The organism is Rhodohalobacter sulfatireducens (genome assembly GCF_022012475.1).
Taxonomy (GTDB): Bacteria; Bacteroidota; Rhodothermia; order Balneolales; family Balneolaceae; genus Rhodohalobacter; species Rhodohalobacter sulfatireducens.
In genome coordinates this window covers 1-23,530 of the sequence record NZ_JAKLWS010000040.1, presented here as the reverse complement: position 1 = coordinate 23,530, position 23,530 = coordinate 1, and the positions used below count along the sequence as shown (strand labels likewise).

At 41.0% G+C, this 23,530-nt stretch carries 19 protein-coding genes and 1 pseudogene; 14 read left to right on the top strand and 6 right to left on the bottom strand.

From position 1 onward, the window contains the following. Positions 1–73 precede the first annotated feature (73 nt). Both L6773_RS19050 and L6773_RS19045 read left to right on the top strand, forming a co-directional pair. A complete protein-coding gene (locus L6773_RS19050) occupies positions 74–2,443 on the top strand; it encodes a glycoside hydrolase family 20 protein (protein ID WP_237856152.1) in 2,370 nt (789 codons plus the stop codon). A 145-nt stretch (positions 2,444–2,588) separates the two neighbouring features. Next, the gene (locus tag L6773_RS19045) at positions 2,589–2,819 is read left to right on the top strand and encodes a ribbon-helix-helix domain-containing protein (RefSeq protein WP_237856151.1); all 231 of its coding nucleotides are present in this window, start codon (positions 2,589–2,591) and stop codon (positions 2,817–2,819) included. A 593-nt stretch (positions 2,820–3,412) separates the two neighbouring features. On the opposite strand, the gene dusB is transcribed toward L6773_RS19045, so the two are convergent. Further along, a complete protein-coding gene (dusB, locus tag L6773_RS19040; protein ID WP_237856150.1) occupies positions 3,413–4,402 on the bottom strand; it encodes a tRNA dihydrouridine synthase DusB in 990 nt (329 codons plus the stop codon). Between the two features lie 184 nt (positions 4,403–4,586). On the opposite strand from dusB, the gene L6773_RS19035 reads away from it, so the two are divergent. The 3 genes from L6773_RS19035 to radA all read left to right on the top strand — a co-directional run bounded on the left by L6773_RS19035 (position 4,587) and on the right by radA (position 8,192). Beyond that, entirely contained in the window at positions 4,587–5,663 is a 1,077-nt protein-coding gene (locus tag L6773_RS19035; RefSeq protein WP_237856149.1) for a class I fructose-bisphosphate aldolase, read from the top strand. 113 nt (positions 5,664–5,776) lie between these two features. Continuing rightward, a complete protein-coding gene (locus L6773_RS19030) occupies positions 5,777–6,859 on the top strand; it encodes a lysylphosphatidylglycerol synthase transmembrane domain-containing protein (RefSeq protein WP_237856148.1) in 1,083 nt (360 codons plus the stop codon). Beyond that, positions 6,852–8,192, top strand: coding sequence for a DNA repair protein RadA (gene radA / locus L6773_RS19025; protein WP_237856146.1), 1,341 nt, complete (start codon positions 6,852–6,854; stop codon positions 8,190–8,192). Before L6773_RS19030 ends, radA begins: the two co-directional genes overlap by 8 nt. Before the next feature lie 6 nt (positions 8,193–8,198). On the opposite strand, the gene rpsU is transcribed toward radA, so the two are convergent. Continuing rightward, the gene (gene rpsU / locus L6773_RS19020; RefSeq protein ID WP_237856145.1) at positions 8,199–8,393 is read right to left on the bottom strand and encodes a 30S ribosomal protein S21; all 195 of its coding nucleotides are present in this window, start codon (positions 8,391–8,393) and stop codon (positions 8,199–8,201) included. Between the two features lie 234 nt (positions 8,394–8,627). Between rpsU and L6773_RS19015 the strand changes: the two genes are divergently transcribed. Next, positions 8,628–9,299: a DUF3667 domain-containing protein gene (locus tag L6773_RS19015; protein ID WP_237856144.1), complete on the top strand. Its 672-nt coding sequence runs from the start codon at positions 8,628–8,630 to the stop codon at positions 9,297–9,299. Here L6773_RS19015 and L6773_RS19010 read toward each other — a convergent pair. From L6773_RS19010 to L6773_RS18995, 4 genes are read right to left on the bottom strand one after another with little or no spacing between them, the layout of a single operon-like run. Next, positions 9,296–10,132: a TIGR02757 family protein gene (locus L6773_RS19010; protein ID WP_237856143.1), complete on the bottom strand. Its 837-nt coding sequence runs from the start codon at positions 10,130–10,132 to the stop codon at positions 9,296–9,298. The two genes, L6773_RS19015 and L6773_RS19010, sit on opposite strands and share 4 nt — an antisense overlap. After that, the gene (mutY, locus tag L6773_RS19005; RefSeq protein ID WP_237856142.1) at positions 10,132–11,226 is read right to left on the bottom strand and encodes an A/G-specific adenine glycosylase; all 1,095 of its coding nucleotides are present in this window, start codon (positions 11,224–11,226) and stop codon (positions 10,132–10,134) included. Before mutY ends, L6773_RS19010 begins: the two co-directional genes overlap by 1 nt. After that, positions 11,223–12,770, bottom strand: a complete 1,548-nt coding sequence (locus tag L6773_RS19000) for an Ig domain-containing protein (RefSeq protein WP_237856140.1) — start codon at positions 12,768–12,770, stop codon at positions 11,223–11,225. The genes mutY and L6773_RS19000 overlap by 4 nt, the downstream gene beginning before the upstream one ends. Positions 12,771–12,775: 5 nt before the next feature. Further along, on the bottom strand, positions 12,776–13,750 hold the full coding sequence (locus L6773_RS18995) for an NAD-dependent epimerase/dehydratase family protein (RefSeq protein ID WP_237856138.1): 975 nt from the start codon (positions 13,748–13,750) through the stop codon (positions 12,776–12,778). 91 nt (positions 13,751–13,841) lie between these two features. Between L6773_RS18995 and L6773_RS18990 the strand changes: the two genes are divergently transcribed. The 8 genes and pseudogenes from L6773_RS18990 to L6773_RS21950 form a co-directional block, all read left to right on the top strand. Beyond that, positions 13,842–14,966 (top strand): glycosyltransferase family 4 protein, encoded by a 1,125-nt coding sequence (locus L6773_RS18990; protein WP_237856136.1) that lies wholly within the window; start codon positions 13,842–13,844, stop codon positions 14,964–14,966. A 10-nt stretch (positions 14,967–14,976) separates the two neighbouring features. Beyond that, a complete protein-coding gene (locus L6773_RS18985) occupies positions 14,977–16,101 on the top strand; it encodes a glycosyltransferase family 4 protein (protein WP_237856134.1) in 1,125 nt (374 codons plus the stop codon). Positions 16,102–16,171: 70 nt separating this feature from the next. Then, a complete protein-coding gene (locus L6773_RS18980; protein ID WP_237856132.1) occupies positions 16,172–17,419 on the top strand; it encodes an aminotransferase class I/II-fold pyridoxal phosphate-dependent enzyme in 1,248 nt (415 codons plus the stop codon). Further along, a complete protein-coding gene (locus tag L6773_RS21845) occupies positions 17,420–18,553 on the top strand; it encodes a GNAT family N-acetyltransferase (RefSeq protein WP_237856131.1) in 1,134 nt (377 codons plus the stop codon). It abuts the gene before it with no gap. Between the two features lie 118 nt (positions 18,554–18,671). After that, positions 18,672–20,063, top strand: a complete 1,392-nt coding sequence (locus tag L6773_RS18970) for a class II fumarate hydratase (protein WP_237856130.1) — start codon at positions 18,672–18,674, stop codon at positions 20,061–20,063. A 173-nt stretch (positions 20,064–20,236) separates the two neighbouring features. Then, positions 20,237–22,645 (top strand): alpha-ketoacid dehydrogenase subunit alpha/beta, encoded by a 2,409-nt coding sequence (locus tag L6773_RS18965; protein WP_237856129.1) that lies wholly within the window; start codon positions 20,237–20,239, stop codon positions 22,643–22,645. A 144-nt stretch (positions 22,646–22,789) separates the two neighbouring features. Then, positions 22,790–23,104 (top strand): cytochrome ubiquinol oxidase subunit I, encoded by a 315-nt coding sequence (locus tag L6773_RS21955; RefSeq protein ID WP_237856128.1) that lies wholly within the window; start codon positions 22,790–22,792, stop codon positions 23,102–23,104. A gap of 36 nt (positions 23,105–23,140) precedes the next feature. Continuing rightward, positions 23,141–23,392, top strand: a pseudogene (locus L6773_RS21950) (cytochrome ubiquinol oxidase subunit I); the annotation flags it as partial. Between the last annotated feature and the right edge of the window lie 138 nt (positions 23,393–23,530).

Below are 23,530 nucleotides of genomic sequence, written 5' to 3'. Positions count from 1 at the left end.
ATGATTTCATGATTTTTTCTGATTTTAATAGAATGAACGATATTTATAAATAAAATTAAACGGAAGGTCTCAGATGGATGATGTTTCTAAAAAAGGTATAGTTTCGAGAAAAAAATTTTTAAAAACATCTGCAGCTATAACCGGTGGAATAACGTTTTTGCCATCTGCATTGAGAGCTGCACTACTATCAGACACAAATTCAGTTAATTCAGAGGTTCAGCCATATCAAATTGTTTACAATCGGAGCATCAACAACCCAATAGAAGAGCAGGCGGCTCAGCAGCTTAAGAGTTATCTTGCGAAAGCTGATATCGACCTTCCAATTATCGAAGAGGAATCATATCAAGGGAATCAAGCGATCTATATCGGACATACTCGCTATGCTGAACAGTTGCAGATTGATTACACCCAACTGGATAAAGACGGGTATGCATTCAAAACTCATGGTGATAATTTTGTAGTCACAGGCGGATCAGAAAAAGGGGTGTTGTATGGAGTTTATGGTTTACTGGAGGTGCTTGGCTATAGAAAATACGATTCGGTAAGTACATTTGTGCCAGAAATGGATTCCCTCCAACTTCCTGCGGATTCAATTACTTTACCCGGGATGGTTTATCGCCAAACATCCTACTATGACAAGGATGACGGCGATATTTTTGATTGGCACGGGCTCGATAGCAGCAGCGAATCATGGGGTATGTTTGTGCATACTTTTTTTGAGCTGGTTCCACCTGAACAGTTTGGCGAGTCGCATCCTGAATATTATTCCTGGCGAGATGGAAAACGGAATCCAAGTACTCAATTGTGCCTCTCGAATGAAGAAGTTTTGGATATCGTCGTTGAAAATCTAAGAACAAGAATGGCTGAAAAGCCTGCAGCGCTCTATTGGTCTGTCAGCCCGGAAGATAATGATCAATATTGCACATGTGGACCCTGTACAGAATTGAATGAAAAGCACGGGGGTACAAGACCTGAATTGGAATTTGGTGTTCCAAGCGGCTCACTTATCTATTTTGTGAATAAAGTAGCCAAAGAATTTCCGGATAAAATTATTTCAACATTGGCGTATTGGTATACTCGCCAAGCCCCAGATCATATAAAGCCGGGGCCTAATGTTAATATTATGCTTTGCCCCATTGGCCCGGCCCGGCACCGGCCCATTTTTGAAACAGCCCCGTCATTCACAAAAGACCTGGAGGACTGGGGAAAAATTAGTGACAGAATTCTAATTTGGGATTATAACATTCAGTTTGCGAACCCAGTCAGTCCATTTCCTAACCTTCACACTCTGAAGCCGAATATAAAATTCTACAAAGATAACAATGTAGATTCGCTGTTTATGCAGGCTACCTCGCAAGCCGGAAGTGAAATGGCAAGTCTTAGATCTTATTTGATTAGCAAGTTGATGTGGAATCCGGAGGCTGATGAAGGTCAGGTCATGAATGATTTTCTAGATGGATATTACGGAGATGCGGGGACTCATATTCATCAATATATTGACACGATGAGAGAGGCATTGCTGGCGAGTAATCACGAACTCAAAATTTTTGATTCGCCAATCGATGCAAAAGAAACCTATTTGTCTTCCCGATTAATGGCGGAGTACGAACAGTTGTTTGACAGTGCCGAGAAAGCAGTCGAAGAGGATTATGAACGGTTGAAACGGGTAAGAATCGCAAGGCTGCCTCTGATGTTTGCCCAAATTCAGATTGGCCGAACCGAAGTGGATACCCCCCGGAGCATGTTTATGCGCAACGAGGAGGGGAGGGTCGTTGTCAAGCCTGAAATGAAGGAACTGGTGTATCTTTTTGTGGATCGTTGCAAGGAATATGGTGTGAATCGAATTCGGGAGAGAACCACATCTGCAGATGAATATTTACTGGCTTATCAGCGAATTTTTGATAAGATGGATGAGGTGGCCCATTCCATATCACTTCATAAAAAAGTGTCTCCAATCACAAAAAGCAGTGAGTATACGAAAGGAGTTGAAGCGTTAACCGATGGGATTTTCGGTTCAGATGAGTCATGGAGATTCCCGGATAAAATTGGCGTGAATTGGGTCGGTTTTGAAGGAGAACATATGGAATTCCTCATTGATTTGGGTGAAGTACAACCTATTCAAACGATCAACATGGATTTCCTGAATGCCCAGGCTCAACCAAAGTGGCACCTAACTATTTTGCCGAAATTTGTAGAGTACCGGCTGTCTGTCGATGGAGAGAATTTTGAAGAACCCGTTCGAATCAGCAATCCCCATGATCCCAATCCCGATAACAATCCTCAAATCACTAGTGTGCGAGTTCAGTCTTTCAAGGCAGATATGAAATCCAAACTTGTCCGGTATATAAAAGTGCATGCCGAGAGTCCAGTCGAGATGCCTCCGTGGCATATTAGAGCCGGACAACCCGCCAAGATTTATGCGGATGAAATAGTGGTTATCTGATTGAAGCTGGGGTGAGATACGCATGTCCGGAATTTACTGAGATATGAGTTTTGATTCGATATTGTGAACTCTTGAAAGGTAAGTAAATTAATTCCTGATATGATGTGATATATAATATATACATCATTTAAGGCATTCAATTTGCATGATCCGTACTCAGATCTATATCACTAAAGAGGAAAAAGAGGCTTTAGATAAGCTTTCCAAAGAGAGGAATACCACCAAAAGTAATATCATTCGTGAAGCTATTGATCAGTATGTGGCGGATAAAGAAACCGAAAAAAAGAAAACAATCATGAATTTTGCCGGTATCTGGAAAGACAAAAAAGATATTCCCGATGTAAGAGAGTTAAGAAAAGGATGGGGAAGGCGGTAAAAGAGAGTATACGGGGATGATAGTTGATACCAATGTTATAATAGACTTTCTAATTGGAAGAGTTTCTAAAGTATGTTGAATCGATACATGTATCACTAAAAATCGCAAAAGAGCTGGTTTGCTTAGGAGAAAATTTCTCAAAAGCCATGGAATTGAAATTCCGGATGCAATTATTGCAGCTACTGCAAATGATTGGAGTGTACCAGTTGCAACAATTGATAAGAAACACTTGAGCGATTTTAACCAATAACTTGATTATTCCGTACTAAAAGTTGCTTGACTCTCCTCTCTCGATTATTTCCTTTTAATCCTTATTTAGGAATAAGGTGCTTTTTCAAATGCTGATCTAATCAATTTGAAAATAAAGTAAACACCGAAAGCGGCAAGGATTATAACAATCAGAGAACCCCAAAAGATGTAAATAGCATACGGTATTAATAGAATGAGTAGAAGGCCAACTAGATACCGAAATGGATTGGAATAAAAGATATATGCGTTTCCACCAGCTTTAAGAAGACGAATAATACGATACCACATAATGCAGTGTTTTTTTGTTTAGTTGTGGTTTACGTCTTTTTTGGGAAAATGATTCGCTATGCCACTGCGTATAATTCCTCTTCTTTGAAATTGAGAAGAAGTTCCAAAATTGGATCCATCTCTTTCTCTTGCATAATCTCTCCCCGCAGTTTTCGGCTGTTTCGAATGCCCTTGAGGTATTGTCCGTAGTGTTTTTTCATGATGATTACGCCATACTGCTCCCCGTGATGAGCTACTGAAAATCGTAGATGTTCTGCACACAGTGCTAACCGTTGATCTACAGTTGGATCGGGCAACAGTTCACCGGTTTCCAGGTAATGTCGTGTCTGTTCAAAAATCCACGGGTTGCCGATTGCACCGCGGCCGATCATCACTCCGTCTACACCGGTTTCATCAAACATCTTTTTAGCGAGTTCAGGTGAGGTCACATCCCCATTTCCAATGATTGGAATTTCAAGTCCCGATGTATTTTTGAGCTCTTTCAGATAATCCCACCGAGCGTCGCCTTTATATTTTTGATTTCGTGTTCGTGCATGCACAGTCAGAGCTTTAACACCGAGATTCTGCAGCATCAATCCAACTTCACTGATCCGAATCGTTCGGTCGTCCCAGCCGAGTCGTGTCTTAACAGTAACGGGAAAATCACCCGCGGCATCAACAACCGTTCCGGCCATTCTCTCCATCATAGCCAAATCTTTCAGGCAAGCTGAGCCGGCGCCTTTTTTAACGATTTTGTAAACAGGGCATCCGAAGTTGATATCCACAATATCGGGATTGCTGGCTACCGCTACTTTTGTAGCCCCTTCCATCGCTTCTTCGCGTCCGCCAAAAATCTGTACTCCGAAGGGGCGTTCTGATTCCTCAAACTGCATCTTGTGCATGGCGATATCGGAATCCCGAATGATCGCCTCGGAACTGATAAATTCAGTGTAAACGACCGAGGCACCTTTCTGTTTACAGATTTGTCGGAATGGAGAATCAGTTACGTCCTCCATCGGGGCGAGTAGCAGTGGCTTTTGTCCTAAATTAATGTGTTGAATCTTCATATCGTAAATTTCTTGAACGGACAAAAATAACAGTTTTTTTGACAGACTGCTAAATCCTTTAATTTTTACCAATCAAAGCGCTTCCAATATCAGATATGGAGCTCTGTGAATAGCCAATTGTCGAATTAACATGTATATTAATGATGTCAAAACAAATTTTAACTAATACAGGAGCAATAATATAATGGCACTTGAAAAATCAAGTATAGAAGAATTATTGGGGAACGATGCTGACTCCTTACTCAGTCATGTTTGCGAAACAATACCTAAAGAAAAACTTCATATTCCATCTTCAACGTACGTTGATGATGTATGGTATCATTCAGACAGAGGTAATCGTGTTCTTCAAAATCTACAAAGAATTTTAAATCATGGTAGACTCGGCGGAACCGGATACGTATCCATTCTTCCTGTAGACCAAGGTATTGAGCACAGTGCCGGTGCATCCTTTGCCAAAAACCCGGCTTATTTTGATCCGGAAAATATTGTTGAATTAGCTATTGAAGGTGGATGTAACGCAGTTGCATCAACATTTGGTGTTTTAGGTGCGGTATCCAGAAAGTATGCTCATAAAATTCCATTTTTGGTGAAGATCAACCATAATGAGTTGTTAACCTATCCAAACAGTTACGATCAAATTATGTTTGGATCTATTGAGAAAGCTTACGACATGGGTGCTGCTGCAGTAGGAGCTACAATCTATTTTGGTTCTGAAGAATCATCACGACAGATCGTTGAAGTTGCCAAGGCTTTTGAGAAAGCACATGAGCTTGGAATGGCAACAGTACTATGGTGTTACACCCGAAATTCTGCTTTTAAAGTAGACGGAACAGACTACCACGCATCAGCCGACTTAACCGGACAAGCAAATCATCTCGGTGTAACGATTGAAGCTGATATCGTAAAACAAAAACTGCCTACAAACAATGGCGGATATCTTGCCCTCAATTCAGGAGATTCATCATACGGTAAACTCGATCAAAGAATCTATGATGAGTTGACAACGGATCATCCAATTGATTTGACTCGATACCAGGTAGCTAATGGCTACATGGGTCGTGCCGGATTGATTAACTCAGGTGGAGCATCCGGTAAAGATGACTTTGCACAAGCTGTTAAAACAGCAGTTGTGAACAAACGCGCCGGTGGAATGGGACTGATTAGTGGTCGAAAAGCTTTTCAGCGTCCAATGGAAGAAGGCATTAAACTGCTGAACTACATTCAGGATGTATATCTCAACGAAGAGATAACGATCGCCTGATTAACTTTTCTTTCATTTCAAAAAAATGCCGGTCTTAAAAACCCGGCATTTTTTTTATTCTCTACCCTACCATTTCAGTATATTTCAGGGTTTTGAACACATAAATCATTTATTTGTCGAAACCTGTTCAACATAGCCCAAGCAGCGGACCTCTGATTTCACTCAAGTATTTGGCGATATCTATCGCTTTGAGTGTAATCAGTATGGGAATCGTAATTTATCTGACCTACACTCCGGGTGTATTGGAACATCTGAAGCCCAAAAGATTACCTGGATTGGGAATCGCTATCGCAGTAACACTCTTGAAAGTGTATTTCAGTGCAGCAAAAATCAGGTACCTGGCAGATAAGGTTATTGGTAAGATGGCTGCTGTTCGAATTGCTCTTACCTGGGATTTTGCCTCCGCTGTTACCCCTTCTACAATCGGTGGTGCACCTGTGGCAACATTTGCGATGACACGGGAGGGAATTCAGCTTGGCCAATCATCAGCTATTATGCTTTACAGTGTATTATTAGATCAATTTTGGTATGCATTGGCCGTGCCGATTCTGCTGATTTCAGGAATCTACTTCCAGGTTTTACCGGAGGAGATTGGCTTGGTTGGAAATGTTTCTATGGCTTTAATCTACACGGCACTTTTGTTGTATGGAGCTTTACTTGCCTATGGCCTGTTGATTAATCCAGCAGCAATTAAAAAGGTCATCCGGGTAATTTTTAAGCTGCCATTTTTAAGAAAATATGCTGATAAGGTTAATGAAGAGGCTGATAATCTTGAAAGCTATTCAAAATTACTGAAAAAGAAACCATATACATTTGTTCTCAAAGCTTTCTATCTCTCAACCATGACGTGGCTTTGTAAAGTTGCTTTACCCGTAATTGTTGTTCTGAGTTTACTGCCGGCAGATGAAATCTTATTGGTTTTACGAAGCCTTGCCATGAACCTGGCATTTCTTGTCATTCCCACGCCTGGCGGATCAGGTGGAGTTGAGGGTCTTTTTGCGATATTCCTCGGCCCGTTAATTGATCGAAAAGCATTTATAGGTTTAGCTGTATTTACATGGAGAATTATTACCTATTATTCCAGCATTGGCCTTGGCATTTTTGCGATGATTTGGTATGTAAATGATTCCGTAGAGCAAAGACTTTCAGAAACAGATGAACCCATTCCCGTCGAAGAATTAGAAGATCATGGCTAAGGAAAAGATTCATTTTGAATGCAGTAATTGCAACCATGTTTCTCCCAAATGGCTGGGAGTTTGTCCAAAATGCGGCGAATGGAATACCTTTACAGAAAAACGGGAGAAAAAAAAGAGCTCAAAAAAACATAAAGTTGAGATTTCCGAATCGGACAATTCTGAAGTCGTTAGGCTGTCTGACGTGGGAACAGAACACCAGGAGAGGTTGTCGAGCAATCTAGATGAGTTTGACCGTGTTCTTGGCGGTGGTTTTGTAGATGGATCGTTTACACTTTTGGGTGGAGATCCCGGGATCGGTAAAAGTACATTGATGCTTCAAACCGCAAAAAATAGCCCGAATTTGAAAATTCTTTATATCGCGGGCGAGGAATCGGGTGCTCAAATCAAACAACGTGCAGCCCGAATAGGTTTAACGGGTGAGAACCTCTACATCAGTTCAAATACAGATGTCCAGTCGGTCATTCACTCTGCCCGAAAACTGAAACCAGATCTTTTAGTTATCGACTCGATACAAACGCTTTTCAGCGATGAACTGACAAGTCTCCCCGGAAGTATTCGTCAGATTCGAGAATGCTCAGCTCTGCTTCAGCAGATTGCAAAAAAAGAGAATATTACGACTTTGATGATTGGTCATGTGACCAAAGAAGGAGACATTGCCGGTCCCAGAATTTTGGAACACATGGTTGATACCGTTCTTCATTTTGAAGGAGACAAAAATCACTTTTATCGATTGTTGAGATGTATAAAAAACCGTTTCGGTCCGGCACAGGAGGTTGGCGTTTTTGAAATGAATGAAGGTGGGCTTCAGGAGGTTACGAATCCATCTGAACTATTCTTGTCTGACTCTGACCTGGAGGTCAGCGGTAATGCCATAGCTTGTGTGATGGAAGGAACGCGACCTATTCTAGTTGAGGTCCAGGCATTGGTTTCATCCAGCAATTATGGAACTCCCCAGCGAACGGCCAGCGGATTTGATCAAAGACGATTATCACTTTTGATTGCTGTACTTGAAAAAAGAGCCGGACTTCATTTTGGTGACCAGGATGTGTACCTGAATGTAGCCGGGGGATTGAAGATCACCGATCCTGCAGCCGATCTCGCCGTAATTTCGGCACTTTCATCCAGCCTGAAAGATCAGGTAGTTGATAAAAATACCGTTTATATCGGCGAAGTTGGGTTAGGTGGGGAGATAAGGAATGTATCGAATGTTGCGCAACGTATACGAGAGGCAGGTAAGATGGGTATTCAGAGAGCTCTGTTACCCAAGAGCGGAACCGCGGTTCAGAATAACATTGAGATCAATACCGCGGCTACTATCTCGGAATTTGTTTAAACTCTTTTAGTAGTTTTCTCTCTGACGTCTTCGCTCTTCACGAATACTTTTTTTCAGAGCTTCTCTGCGCTCTTCAGATGGCTTTGTGTACTGCTGCCGTTCTTTGTATTCATTAAGTATTCGAGAACGCGTAACCATCTTTTTAAAGCGGTTAATTGCGCGATCTATACTTTCATTGTCTTTTACGTTAACTCCGATCATATCTAATGTTTAGTTTTATAAAAATTGACAGACACCTAATATAAAAATACTTTTCAGAAAAAAATAGTTTCACAGTTAAAAAAAGATACTATTTATTAGTCCTGAATTGCGGGTTGAATTCAGAGAACAGCTTTTTTCATCTTTAATTTTTTAGGATATTATAAGTCAATTCTAAAACGGCATTCATTCACCGATAACGGGGAAACTTTTACCAATAATTACTAACCAGGCTACATGGAGTATGTAAGAACATTCAGAGAGATGCTTATCACGCCCGGGAAAGTTGTGGACAGCTTTGTTCTTGACGAGAAATCAAATTACATGCATCCGTTTTCTTTTGGATTGATTGGGGTTATCATTGTAATAGCTCTTTATTCATTGGTTCTTGGGTACAGAACCCCGATACTCGCAGAATTCGTAAGCAAAGAGATTGATCAGTACCAGCAACTCACATACTGGATACAATATGCAGATTTAAAGCTATCTACTTTTTTATTACCACTCCTAATGTTCCTTCTGTTAATTCCCTCCTTAGCTATTCCGGGATTATTCTTCTTCCGTGAAAATATAGAGGGTTTCTATTATAACTTGATTCTCAGCGCCTATGCAGTTGGAACAGCTGTGGTTTCATTATTGGTGTTAGTACCAATTTGGTTAGTATCTCCATCCACTTTGTTCAATTCAACCATAACTACATACATGCCGTTGGTGTTAGTAGGCATTGTAGTACTCAGAATTTATGAGAGGTATTTTTTGATGGAGGGGATAAAAAGCTGGATACAGATTTTATCTTCCTACACACTTGGGTGTATTCTTTTTCTTGTGCTGGAAAGCTTTTCGATTTCAATTATCGGTTATTTTATTTTTGCCGTAAACCGATTTATTGATCTCTGGATGACCATTTAAACTTTGTTCAGGATAAACTTTTTCGGAAGTGAATAATCTAGTGCACCCATTCCAAAAAGTGAGTAATCATAGCGAGCAGGATCATCGGGATTTAGTAATTTCAATGTTTCCGTAAGCTGGTTAACCGTTTTCCAGTCGTTGCTTTTTCGTGATACTAATCCATACTTTTTTGCCTGCCGGGCTACATGAACATCGTAGGGAATCAACAGATCCGAAGCAGGAATAAAATCCCATATACCAAGGTCCACAGGGCTATCTTTACGAATCATCCAGCGCAGGAACATGAACAAACGTTTACAGGTACTCCCTTTCTCGGGATTGGAGACATGTTTTCGTGTTCGGTTGGCGAGATCATCGCAACCATTAAAAAAGTTATGATGAAAAAGAGCCATCAAAGGTCTGTTTTCAGCTTTTGCCTGCTCATGACATTTTATCCAAAATGATTCAAAATCATCATAACTGGAATAGATATTTTTCAGGCTGAGAAGGATACCGTGAATATCGATCGGTTTAAATGTGCGGTGTTTAAAAGACCGAAGCCTGCTAAATTCAGCTTGATTGTAACTCATTACAAAACGATACGGATCGTTTTGCATACGACTTAACAAATCTTCCACTTTTGCAATGACAATATCCCGTCGTCCCCAGGCCATCGTGGCAGCCAGGAATCCTGCAATTTCCCGGTCTTTTTTTTGATGGAATGCGTGAAGAAATTGAACAGGATCTTCAGAGATATAATCAGCAGTTTCAACCCGGTCATTTATTTCGTCCAGATAGGGTTTCAAATCCCAAAGTCCCTGAGGAGTACGTTTGCGTAACGGCTTTGATAGCATTAGTTATCCAGGTAATGAGATAGGTCGTCTTTATCGAGATTCTTCAAGCCTTTAATGAGAGTTTTGTTGGCTTTTGGAAAAGGAAATTCATCAATTTCATCCAGTGAGACCCACTTTATCTTCTGGCTTGATTTAGGTTTAGGATCTCCATTTTTTATTCGGCACCAAAATGCGTGCATCGTAATTTTAAAATGAGAGTAAGCGTGCCTCAGATCCCGAAACTTTGAAAAGACTTCAACCTCAACACCAAGTTCTTCACTCAACTCGCGAGCTGTTGCTTCTTGTAATGTTTCATCCTCTTCCTGCTTACCGCCCGGGAATTCCCAAAGTCCACCGAGCATGCTCTCATTGGGGCGTAGAGCGATAAGTAATTCATTTTTTTGATTGAGAATCAACCCAACAGCAATTTGATGATGCGGTATTTTTTTCGCGGGTGATTTATATGGTATTTCATCAGTTTGAGCTCTTTTTGCAGCAATGCAATCAACAAAAAGGGGGCAATCATTACAATTAGGGTTTTGAGGGGTGCAAACTGTTGCTCCAAGCTCCATGACGGCCTGGTTGAAATCACCGGGTTTATCTTCTGGAATCAGGTCATCCGTAAGTTCTTGTATCCTGTTTTTTGTTGTGGACTTTCGAATATCATCCTGAATTCCATAATAGCGCGAGAGAACGCGAATTACATTTCCATCAACCACAGCATATTTTTTTTGAAAAGCAATACTAAGAAGCGCTGATGCCGTGTAGGGTCCAATCCCTTTCAAAGAGGTAATTTCATCCCATACAGAGGGCACATTACCATCGAACTTATCCACAACAGTTTTGGAAGCATGATGCAGATTTCGTCCGCGGCTGTAGTATCCAAGCCCTTCCCAACTCTTTAACACATCCTGTTGATCGGCTTCTGCAAGATCATATACGGTTGGAAATCGCTCAAGGAATCGTTCATAGTAGGGAATAACTGTATCAACCCGTGTTTGCTGGAGCATTATTTCCGAAATCCAGATTTTATAGGGATCGTCGGTTTTTCGCCAGGGCAGATCTCTTTTATTTTCCTGGTACCACGCTACAATCTTATCTGAAAAACTGCTCACTGTTCAAAAAGGTCTTCTTCTTCACCTGTTTGTGCTGAAAGTTCAACCACATTTATCGTGTAATCCTGCGAAGCTGCAGCACCGTATTGATCTGTAGCTATAACTCTAAAAGTATGTTCGCCAACTTGTCTTTCATCAGGATTCCATCTGAACCGGCCGGTTGTTTCATTTATTTGTGCACCGTCAGGCATATCTACACCCAAATATCGAATTAATGATTGGTTGATGCCGTCCGGGTCAATAGCCGAAATGCCCAATTCAAACTCCTCGCCTACAGGTATTGAGATAGGTCGGGAGGGGGTAAATCGAGGGGGTGAATTAAATGGACGAAGATTGATGACGAACTGGGTGCTGTCTGTTTTCCCATCTGCCAGGGATGCTGTAATCGTAACCGTATGCCGTCCGGATTGAGTGGCTGTAGGTTGCCAGTAAAATGAATTTCCACGTATTTGTGCATTATTAAATGAGGCAATGTAGCTGAGTGAAATATTGTCACTGCTGACATCTCCTTCGAACTCAATCGGTAAAAGCAACGGACGAGGAAATGGCAGTACTACATCCTCAATTTCACTGAGTGCAAAAGTATCAGAAACGGGTGTATCACTATCCATCTCTTGCTGGTCGGCCCGCTCTATGATCGGAAAAATCTTATTGTACTCAGAAATCCAGAAAGTGTCTTCTGTTACAGTCAAATAATTGCCAGAACGATTTCCGGGTTTCCACTGGTTGAAATTTCCATTGCTGTCATCAATCCAAATATCTGCCGTAACGGTTCTAATGATTGTTCGGTCGTTCCATATTGAGATTTTATCAACAGGATTTGCCAGGTTTGCAATTTGTTCTGTATTACCATCAGAATTAACAAGGTATATATTCCCGTCATTATCACTTCCCATTAATTCTCCTTTTATCAGGAATAGTTTAGTCAGTGTTTGATCAATATTTACCTCTTCGCTCAGCGTTGCGTTCCCTTCACGAATGGTATAGATACCGATCGAATTATCCCCTCGGAGGACAAAAACAGTCTGCCCGTTATCGGATGTCAAGTCAATTGTTTGGTTATCACGGATAATTTCTACACCTGAGTCAACGCTTTCCGGCGTTTCGAGACTAATTCGACCCAAACCGGAGTTTCCAAGTGCGATATAGAGATCATTGCCCATTCTTACTACAGCACGGGGTACATCAGGCAGAACAGTTGAAGAATATACGCCCAGAACAGAGGTCGGTTCAACGACTGTAAGGCGGCGAGTATTTCCATAGAGGTAAGCAAAACGAATGTCGCTCTCAATAATATGACCGCGTTGTTGCATGCCTGTAGAGGAGTAGAGCCATTGTAAAGAATCACTGTATGCACGAAATACGACGAGGCCTTCACTTTCGGAGAGAGCGTAAAGATGTGTCTCTGAACTTTGAAGATTTACAATATTCGGGATCTCAATTTGCCGACCAAGATCTTTAACCAGCTGAGCATGTATGTAACTGCCTGAAGTAAAGCAGAATAGGATAATAAATGTTAGAAATGATTTAAAAATTTTGTTCATAAATATCATAGCCAGTTATGTTTTTTGTACCATCGTAATGTCCTGGAAATGCCTTCTTCCAGTGTATATTGCGGCTGATAGTTGAGCTCTTTTTTTGCTTTTTGGTGATCGCAAATCCATTCCAGAACGAATTCGTCTGCTTTTTCCCTGTTTATAACGGGGTATGAACCAAAAAATGTTGATGTTGTTTCAACAACTCCTGCAATTTTTTTTATCCATGTTGGTTTGAAGTGAATAGGAAGACTTTTTTTCCCAAGAACTGTCTGAACGATATCATTAACCTTCTTCAGACTTGTGGTATTTTTACCGGAAACAAAATAGGTATGAACCCCATTTTCTTCCTGCATCATTGCTTTGACAATAGCCTGGACTAAATCCTTCACATACATGATAGAGATCTCTGGTTTATCTCCTTCACCAATCATTGGTGCCAATCCATAACTCATCATTTTAAAAAGCGTAAAGATTTGATCCTCGCGCGGGCCGTAAACCGCCGGAGGCCTTAAAATGGTTACCGACAGATCTGAATCGGCCACATTGTGGATCATCTCCTCCATCTTCTTTTTGGATTTACCATACATGCTGATCGGTTTCATAGGATCTTTTTCTGTCAATGGTTTGCCATTACTTGGACCTGAAGCACCCAGTGAAGATAATACCACCATTTTCTTTACACCCGACCGGTTGGCAAGACGTACAAGATGCTCAGTAGCATCAACATTTGCATGATCAAACTCTTTTTGTGTGGGAGCCTTTACAATTGCTGCCAGGTGGATTATAACATCTACACCTTCAAGCGCTTTTTCTATACTTTGAATGGAGTGAAGATCTCCATCTATCTTTTGATAAGACTTACCTTCTAACCATTTTTCCTTATTTCGTACAAGGCACTTGATGTTATTTACATGATCATTTTCGGACAAATGATCAAAAACATGACTTCCTATAAAACCGGTTGCGCCGGTAATAAATACATTCATTTAATTCGTATATTCACATTCTTTGAACAGAAATCGCTAACCATCGGTTAAGATACAAATATGCCGATTGCATTTGAAACGATTTGACGGCATGAGAGTAGCAATTTTTACGGGTAATTATAACCATATAAAAGATGGAGTTTCCATTACGCTGAACAGGTTGGTTGATTATCTGCAGAAGAACGAGGTTGAGGTTCTTGTTTTTGGTCCTACAGTACCAGACCCGGCCATCGATCATGTTGGCAGATTGGTTCCGATTCCCTCAATGAAGATGCCCGGAAGACCTGAATATCGATTTACAATATGGTTTCCCAAGAAAGCAAAGAATGTACTTGAAATTTTTCAACCAGACCTTTTGCATCTTGCCACACCTGATATCTTGGGAATAAAAGCCTTGCTTTGGGCTGAAAAGAAAGGAATACCCGTTGTATCGTCTTATCACACTCATTTTTCGAGTTATTTAAAATATTACAAACTTTCTGCAATTGAGTCGTTTTTTTGGAATTATCTTGAATGGTTTTACGGTAAGTGCAGGCAGGTATATGTGCCTTCCGAGTCGATGGCGGAAATCTTAAAAAAGAATAACATCAAAACGAATTTGAAACTTTGGGAACGTGGAATTGACAGGGAGCTTTTTAACCCAAGCAAAAGAGACATGGAATGGAGACGGAAGCTTGGATTTAAAGATGAAGATATCGTCATTAGTTTTGTTTCGAGACTGGTTTGGGAGAAAAACTTGAAACTTTTTGCTACGGTAGTCCAGAGGTTGAAAAACAAATATGCATCTGTTAAAGCAATGGTAGTTGGAGAAGGTCCGGCGCGTAATGAGATGATGGAGATGCTTCCAAAGGCAGAATTTACAGGATTTCTTGAAGGAGAAAATCTTGCCAGGGCCTATGCTTCGAGTGATATTTTCTTTTTTCCGTCAGATACGGAAACATTTGGAAATGTAACCCTGGAAGCGATGGCATGTGGTTTACCGGCGGTTGTAGCTGATGCAACCGGAAGCAAATCTTTGGTGGATCATGGTGAAAATGGCTTCCGAGCTCCGGTTGAAAGATCTGATAAATTCTTTACCTTAATCGAGAGATTGATTCTTGATGCGAGTTTGCGAGATAAAATGTCAAAAGCCTCCCTGGAAAAGTCTAAAGATTATAGATGGGATTCTATAAACGGTAAACTTTTAGATTACTATAAAGAGGTATTAGATACTTAAAGCCAAAAGCGTGAAAATACTTTACATTTCACATCTGCATCCCCCAAAAAACAAGCCCCTGAAAAGTATCGGCGGCATGCAAAGTGTAAGTATGCAGCTCGTGGATTCTCTCCAAAAGAGCAAAGATATCGAAATTGAAAGTATCATTATGCGTGCTTCCTGGAAATTTATCAGGCTTAAAACCTTTTTTTTCCTGATGAGCTTGGTTTGGAGAATTCCAGCAAAAATAGAAAAAACAAAACCGGATGTAGTACTATTCTCTTCTATGGTTACAGCCGGGATTTTGCCATTTATTTTGAATAAAACAAAAGTGCCTTTTGTAACCATCAATCATGGTCAAGATGTTACATTTCCCTCTGCTACCTATCAACGGTATCTCTCTTTTTTATTTAAACAGCTCGATGGTGTAATATCGGTCTCATCTGCAACGAGGAATGCTTGTATTGAGCGTGGTATGGAGCCCGAAAAAGGAGTAGCCTTACCCAATGGGTTTGATACAAAGGTGATGGATATGTTACCTGAAAAGAATAAAGCCAGGAAACTCATTGAGGAACAGTTTAAACTAGACTTATCAGGAAGAAAGCTTTTGTTATCCGTAGGGAGGCAGGTAAAAAGAAAAGGCTACAGGTGGTTTGTAGATAAAACCTTTGATAAAATTAAAACAGACACCGTATATCTAATTGTTGGAGACGGACCCGAAAGAGAAAATATTCAAAAAGCAAAAGAAAAGTCTGATAAGAAGGAAAAAATTGTTATTGTAGGGAAGCAACCGGACGAAATTTTAAACGCTTGTTATGCGGCGGCTGATCTTTTTATAATGCCGAATATTCCGGTTGAGGGAGATATGGAAGGCTTTGGAATTGTTTTATTGGAAGCAAACAGAGCAGGTGTGCCGGCTATAGCATCTGACCTGGAGGGAATAAAAGATGTAATAGAGGAAGGTGTGAATGGTTATAAAATTCCTCATGGAAATCCGGACCTTTTTGCCGCAAAAATTGATTATGTTTTAAGACATGAACTCGATGAGTTGTCGAGAAAGTCGAAGGAATACGTTCAGAAGTATTATAGCTGGGATACAGTTGTCGATCAGTATATCTCATTTCTGGAACGTGTAGTGAACAGAGAATCAGCTTAAATCTTGAAATTTGATTGAAGCTGAATACTCGGTATATTTACCTGTTTAATAAAAATGCAACGAATTTATAATGGGCGATATCAAAGCCGAAACCTCCTATAGCAGTGTTTTTAAGAAGGCCTATGATTTTACTATGGCCGAGGAGATTAAAGAAAGTGGTCTGTATCCATATTTTAAGCCGTTACAAGCCACAGATGGTACTACAGTTAACATCGAAGGAAGAGATGTTATCATGGCCGGTTCAAACAATTATCTCGGCCTTACCAACGATCCCCGAACAATTGAAGCTGCTCAAAAAGTAATTGAAGTATATGGAACCGGCTGTACAGGTTCTCGATATTTGAATGGCACCTTAGATCTGCATCTTGAGCTTGAAGAGAAGCTTGCTGAATTTATGCGGAAAGATTCTTGTGTACTTTTTAGTACGGGGTATCAAACAAATGAAGGGTCTATTTCAACTATTGCCGATCGTAATGATGTCATTTTTTCTGATAAAGATAACCATGCATGCATCGTAGTAGGAACCCAGGTTTCGAATGCTAAGACGGTGCGATATCGCCATAACGATATGGATCATTTGCGAACTCTCCTTGAAAGAGAAGATCCATCTGTTGGAAAAATTATTGTTACCGATGGAGTATTTTCAATGTCGGGTACGTTAGCCAAGATTCCGGAACTCGTCCAATTAGCTGATGAATTTGATGCGGGCCTTTATATTGATGATGCCCATGCCATAGGCGTAGTAGGAGAAGGTGGAAGAGGATCGGCATCTGTTTTTGGATTGATGGACAAAGTCGAACTTATTAGTGGAACTTTTTCCAAATCATTTGCTTCTCTTGGTGGATTTTTGGTTGGTGATAAGGCAGTTATCGAATATATCCGTCATAAATCACCCGCTCATATATTCAGTGCCAGTATGCCCCCGGCAAACGTAGCTACTGTTTTAAAATCACTCGAAATACTCCAGCAAGAACCATGGAGGTTAGAGAGGCTTGAGGAAATTTCTAACTATATGAGGAAAGAGCTCAAAGCGCTTGGTTTTAACGTTTGGACCAGTCAAACACCGATTATTCCGGTTGTTATAGGCGATATGATCAGTTGTTTTGAGTTTTGGAAAGATCTGTTTGAGGCCGGTGTCTATGTGAATGCCGTAGTGCCTCCGGCAGTACCTAGCGGACAAGCCCTTGTTCGTACAAGTTATATGGCAACCCATACCGATGAGCATCTCGATAAAATTCTTGAAGCATTCAGGAAAGTGGGTCTTAAGCACGGAATTATTGACGAAAACGGTCAATCGCTGATTGATATTAATTCGTAAGTGAAAGAGAATCCCAATACACACGAAATTTCCATTATTACGACTGAGAAGGATCGTAAGGAGTTCATAGAGTTTCCTTACAGGCATTACTCTCACAACAAGTATTGGGTAGCTCCCCTTCTAATGGAGCAGAAAAAGCTCATCAACGAGAAGAAAAATCCATTCTATAATAATGCAGAAATTGCCCTATTCCTGGCAAAGTTAAACGGGGAAACAGCAGGCCGAATTGCTGCAATTATCGATCACCGATATAACGAATTTCACAAGGCAAAGACCGGTTTTTTTGGTTTTTTTGAATCGATTGATAATCATAACACTGCGAACCTTCTATTTAAAGTTGCGGAAGATTGGTTGAGAGAGAAAGGGATGGAAGATGTGCTGGGACCCTCAAATCCAAGTATGATGGATGAGATTGGTATACTGGTGGATGGTTTTGAGAAATACCCATCTATCCTGATGCCTTATCACAAGCCGTATTACGATAAACTTGCCAAAAAAGCCGGCTACGAAAAGGAGATGGACCTTCTCACATATCTCGTTACACAAAATAGTGTAGATCGCGAGCGGGCGGAACGAGCCGTTAAGATTGTTAAAAAACGCCTGCCCGATCTTGAGATTCGAAAAATAAATATGCGGAAAATCAAGGATGAGGTTCACATCATCCGCGATATTTTTAACGAAGCCTGGAAAAATAATTGGGGATTTATTCCACTTTCGAAAGAAGAGTTTGATGCATTGGCTTCAGACCTAAAAACGATTGTAGATGATGACTTTGCACATATCGCCGAGATTAACGGGCAACCGGTTGGATTTTCAATTGCACTCCCTGATTACAACCAGATTTTCAGGGATATGAATGGCCGTCTTTTCCCATTTGGCATATTTAAACTCCTCTGGAATAAGCGTAAGATCGATAAAGTCCGAACTGCTTTGATGGGAGTTCTTCCCGAGTACCAGGGAAAAGGAATTGATGTTTTGATGCATCGGGAGGCAATTCAAAACGGATTGGAAAAAGGTGTGCACTCTTCGGAGGTTGGCTGGATACTGGAGAACAATATTCAGATGGTTCGGGTTGCAGAACGAATTGGCGGTAAGCTCGACAAACGTTACAGAATGTACAGCAAAAAGCTGTAAGCAATAGGGTTGACATTCCCATCAAAAATCAGTCCAATCTGCTCTTCTTTTCTTCAAATTTTGGCATAAAAAACCTACCTTAATAAGAGTAGCAAGAAGAACATTAATAAAAGAAATTATGGCTGATTACCGAATAGAAAAAGATTCAATGGGTGAAGTTAAAGTGCCCAAAGATGCATACTATGGGGCGCAAACACAGAGAGCGTTTGAAAACTTTCCAGTTAGTAACATTGGTTTTAGCAGTGATTTTATATCTGCTTTGGGACGTGTAAAAAAAGTGGCTGCAATTGTTAATTCAGATCTTGACCTGCTGGTTGATGAAGTGTCCGATGCCGTTCAAAAAGCGGCACAGGAAGTGATTGACAATAAATTTGACTCCGATTTTGTGGTAGATATTTTCCAAACTGGGTCGGGAACGTCTACAAATATGAATGCAAATGAGGTTATTGCCAAGAGAGCAAACGAACTAAAGTCCGGCACAGACGTTACAATTCACCCGAACGATCATGTAAATTTTGGTCAAAGCTCAAATGACGTTATTCCGACTACTATTCGGGTTTCTGCTGCTTTATCTATCAAACAAAAACTAATTCCTGCGCTTCAACTGCTTCATAAAGCGCTCCTGGAAAAAGGAGATGAACTAAAAGATGTTGTAAAAACCGGGCGTACCCATTTGATGGATGCAATGCCGGTGACGATCCAACAGGAGTTTGGTGGGTATGCAAGACAAATCGAACTTGGAATTAAACGACTGCAATCGGCTTTGGAAAGAGTACAGGAACTCCCGCAGGGAGGTACAGCTGTAGGAACGGGAATCAATACCCATGCGGAATTCGGGAAGAGATTTGCAGCGGCAATGTCTGAAGATACAGGCCTGGAATTTGTTGAAGCTGAAAATCACTTTGAAGCACAGGCAACGGTTGATGCGCCTGTGGAACTTTCCGGCCAGTTAAAAACAATTGCTGTGGGTTTGATGAAAATCGGAAATGATTTTCGCTGGATGAATTCAGGGCCAAATAGCGGAATAGGTGAATTACAATTAAAGGCATTACAGCCGGGATCTTCTATTATGCCGGGGAAAGTAAATCCTGTAATTGAGGAATCCTTGACAATGGTCTGCGCACAGGTTATTGGAAATGATGCCGCAATAACTGTGGGTGGCCAATCCGGAAATTTTGAACTGAATGTAATGCTGCCGGTCGTTGCTCATAACCTGCTTCAATCTATTGACATTCTTGCAAACGCAGCGAAAAATTTTGCCGAACGATCTGTACAGGGACTTACGGCCAACCGTGAAAAAATCAAGCAGATGGTCGGCAAAAATCCTGTACTTGTCACCGCATTAAATCCGTTGATTGGATATGATAAAGCTGCAAAAATTGCAAAAACGGCTTTTGCAGAAGATCGTGCAGTAATGGAGGTTGCCAAAGAGATGACAGATCTTTCTGAAGAGGAACTTAAGAAAGCACTAAATCCTATAAATATGACAACGGGCGGATTTAGTGATTAAACTAAATTTATATTTAAACAAAATTTAAACAATAGTTTATGGTTTAAATATTTAGATATTTGATCCGAAATAATGAGAGCTTGATTTTGGTTTTACACCCCAACCTCTTATTATGCTTTAGCTTATCGAAAACCATTTATGTCACAGCATTTTTTGCTTTAAATTTTTGAAACATGGCAAATAAGGAAGCGACTGAAATAAAATATTCTGCAGAACAGGTTCAGGAAATACTTAAAGATTATAAGTTAGCCCGGACCAGTCGTGAGATGTCGCTTTTGGGGCGAAAAGAGGTGCTTACCGGCAAGGCAAAATTTGGAATTTTTGGCGACGGAAAAGAGCTGCCCCAAATTGTGATGGCCAAGTTTTTCAAGAATGGAGATTTTCGGTCAGGCTATTACCGTGACCAAACCTTTATGATGGCTATCGGCGAATTGACGATTCGCGAGTTTTTTGCTCAACTATATGCCCATCCTGATCCTGAAGCGGATCCTAATTCTGCAGGACGTCAGATGAATTCGCATTTTGCAACGCGTCTGATTAAAGATGACGGTAAGTGGAAGTCGCAAACCGACATGAAAAATACATCGGCTGATCTTTCACCGACTGCAGGACAAATGGCTCGGACGCTGGGTCTTGCACAGGCTTCTAAGGTATACCGTAATAATGAAGATCTGTTGGACTGGAACCAATTTTCAGTCAACGGAAATGAGATTGCATGGGGTACCATTGGGGATGCCAGTACATCGGAAGGAATTTTTTGGGAAACGATGAATGCCGCGGGTGTTCTGCAGGTACCAATGATTATGTCTGTGTGGGATGACGGCTACGGTATATCCGTCGCCAAGAAATATCAGACTACAAAAGAGAGTATCTCAAAAGCGCTGCGAGGATTTAAACGGACCCAGAAAGAACCGGGTTTTGAAATCTTTACGGTGAAAGCATGGGAATATGAGGAGTTGTTAACTGTATATAACGATGCAAAAGAGGTAGCTCGCGAGGAACATGTACCTGTACTGATCCATGTTGAAGAAGTAACCCAGCCACAAGGCCACTCTACATCCGGTTCGCATGAGCGGTACAAAAGTGATGAGCGTCTTGAATGGGAGGAGAAACACTGCTGTGTGAATCAGTTTAAAGAGTGGATCATAAAAGAGGAAATTGCCACGGAAGAAGAACTCCAAGAGCTGGACAAAGAGGCCAGGGACGAGGTTCAAAGAGAACAGAAAAAAGCCTGGGATGCTTTCCAAAACCCTATTGTAAATGAGAAGAATGACATACTAAAAATTCTCGATCAGGCGATTAACCTATATCCGCATCGGGATAATCTTAAATCCTATAAATCAACATTAAACCGCAAAAAGAAGCCCCTTCGTCGTGATGTGATTTCAATAGCCCGCCGAATTTTACTTGAATTGAGAGGTACTGATTCAGAAGTCAAAAGCAGACTTGTAAACTGGCTTGAAGAGCAACAGGATGTTAATTTCGATCGATATCATTCACACCTTTACAGCGAAACGAAATATTCACCGCTGAATATTGAAGAGGTCAAGCCTACGTATAATTCAAATTCCAAGAAAGTAGATGGACGAATCGTCTTGCGGGATAATTTTGATAAGATTTTTGAAAAGTACCCGAATTCTCTGGCATTTGGCGAGGATGTAGGAAAGCTTGGAGATGTAAATCTTGGGCTTGAAGGCATGCAGGAGAAATATGGTAAAATACGGGTGAGTGATACCGGAATTCGCGAGGCTACAATTTTAGGACAGGGTATCGGATTGTCGCTAAGGGGTTTACGCCCCATCGCAGAAATTCAATATTTAGATTATATAGTTTATTGTTTACAAGGTCTGGTTGATGATGTTGCATCCCTTCGGTATCGAACAAAGGGAGGTCAAGCTTACCCTCTGATAGTCCGTACAAGAGGACACCGGCTCGAGGGAATTTGGCATGCCGGTTCGCCCATGGGAATGATCATTAACGCCATTAGAGGCGTACATGTTTGCGTACCTAGAAATCTCACCGAAGCGGCTGGTTTTTATAATACGTTGATGCAGGGAGATGATCCGGCGCTTGTCATTGAGCCACTGAACGCTTACCGTATGAAGGAAAAAATTCCAACGAATCTGGGTGAGTTTACAGTGCCGCTGGGTATCCCGGATGTTGTACAGGAAGGATCAGACATAACATTGGTTTCGTATGGCTCAACCTTTAATATTGTGGAAAGTCTGTTGCCGAATCTACAAGAGATGAATATCTCGGCAGAGCTGATAGACGCACGTTCACTTCTGCCATTTGACCGAAATAAGATCATCCTGGAATCGCTTAAAAAAACAAACCGGATTCTATTTATCGATGAGGATGTTCCGGGGGGTGCTACGGCATATATGATGCAAAAAGTGATTGAAGAGCATGGAGGATACTATTACCTGGATAGTCCTGCAAAATGCCTCACAGCAAAAGCACACAGACCGGCGTATGCTTCTGATGGAGATTATTTTTCAAAGCCGAATGCTGAGGATATTTTGGAGAAGGTATATGAGATGATGCATGAAGCCAATCCTTCCAAATACCCTGCGATTTAGTAAGATTTACTATTTATTTGAACGTTTTTCGGGAAGACTGCGAATTGAGATGAGTTCCACCCTAAGATTAGATTAATATTCATATCTCATTCATTTATATCTTCTTACTAATTGCAAATATGAAGCTGAAAATCATCTGAAACTATGGAAGATCTTCTTGCAGCGCGTCCGCAGATGGCCGTACCGCTTGGTTTCCACATTATTTTTGCCTGTATCGGGATGGCAATGCCATTTTTAATTGCAATAACCGAATACAAATGGATTAAAACAGGTGAGAAGGTGTATTTGGACCTGGCAAAAGCGTGGTTGAAGGGTGTTGCCATAGTTTTTGCTACTGGCGCTGTTTCAGGTACGGCACTTTCATTCGAGTTAGGGCTTCTCCGGCCTACCTTTATGGAGCATACCGGTCCGGTTTTGGTATGCCTTTTTCGTGGGGTTCTTCTATTTTTTCTTGTATAGGCGTAAAAAGAGAAACTTCAATCAAGGTGGTTTTTATGGTTGGTAAGAATTTGTACACCCCTTGGATTTATTGCGGTGGAGGCAGGGTGGACTGTAACCGAAGTTGGTCGCCAGCCCTGGATTATTTACGGTATTATGAAAACAGAAGATGCAGTATCATCCATGCCGGGATTACAATACCCGCTTTTCATTTTTACCGGTGTATACTTGTTGCTTACGCTTATCGTAAGTTGGTTAATGTATAGGCAAATAATCACTCTTTCAGATCGCTATGAAACAGCAAAGTAAGTATTCAAAAAAATTGGTAATTCATTAGAATAAGTCCAGCTTTACCAGAAACCAGAAACCAGAAACCAGAAACCAGAAACCAGAAACCAGAAACCAGAAACCAGAAACCAGAAACCAGAAACCAGAAACCAGAAACCA

What these genes read in the sequence shown, in the direction of transcription:
- L6773_RS21955 (WP_237856128.1), top strand. Translation starts at nt 22,790, where the DNA reads ATGGAAGATCTTCTTGCAGCGCGTCCGCAGATGGCCGTACCGCTTGGT.
- L6773_RS19000 (WP_237856140.1), bottom strand. Translation starts at nt 12,770, where the DNA reads ATGAACAAAATTTTTAAATCATTTCTAACATTTATTATCCTATTCTGC.
- L6773_RS19035 (WP_237856149.1), top strand. Translation starts at nt 4,587, where the DNA reads ATGGCACTTGAAAAATCAAGTATAGAAGAATTATTGGGGAACGATGCT.
- rpsU (WP_237856145.1), bottom strand. Translation starts at nt 8,393, where the DNA reads ATGATCGGAGTTAACGTAAAAGACAATGAAAGTATAGATCGCGCAATT.
- L6773_RS19050 (WP_237856152.1), top strand. Translation starts at nt 74, where the DNA reads ATGGATGATGTTTCTAAAAAAGGTATAGTTTCGAGAAAAAAATTTTTA.
- L6773_RS19010 (WP_237856143.1), bottom strand. Translation starts at nt 10,132, where the DNA reads ATGCTATCAAAGCCGTTACGCAAACGTACTCCTCAGGGACTTTGGGAT.
- L6773_RS19045 (WP_237856151.1), top strand. Translation starts at nt 2,589, where the DNA reads ATGATCCGTACTCAGATCTATATCACTAAAGAGGAAAAAGAGGCTTTA.
- dusB (WP_237856150.1), bottom strand. Translation starts at nt 4,402, where the DNA reads ATGAAGATTCAACACATTAATTTAGGACAAAAGCCACTGCTACTCGCC.
- L6773_RS18965 (WP_237856129.1), top strand. Translation starts at nt 20,237, where the DNA reads ATGGCAAATAAGGAAGCGACTGAAATAAAATATTCTGCAGAACAGGTT.
- L6773_RS18980 (WP_237856132.1), top strand. Translation starts at nt 16,172, where the DNA reads ATGGGCGATATCAAAGCCGAAACCTCCTATAGCAGTGTTTTTAAGAAG.
- radA (WP_237856146.1), top strand. Translation starts at nt 6,852, where the DNA reads ATGGCTAAGGAAAAGATTCATTTTGAATGCAGTAATTGCAACCATGTT.
- L6773_RS18990 (WP_237856136.1), top strand. Translation starts at nt 13,842, where the DNA reads ATGAGAGTAGCAATTTTTACGGGTAATTATAACCATATAAAAGATGGA.
- L6773_RS18995 (WP_237856138.1), bottom strand. Translation starts at nt 13,750, where the DNA reads ATGAATGTATTTATTACCGGCGCAACCGGTTTTATAGGAAGTCATGTT.
- L6773_RS19015 (WP_237856144.1), top strand. Translation starts at nt 8,628, where the DNA reads ATGGAGTATGTAAGAACATTCAGAGAGATGCTTATCACGCCCGGGAAA.
- L6773_RS18970 (WP_237856130.1), top strand. Translation starts at nt 18,672, where the DNA reads ATGGCTGATTACCGAATAGAAAAAGATTCAATGGGTGAAGTTAAAGTG.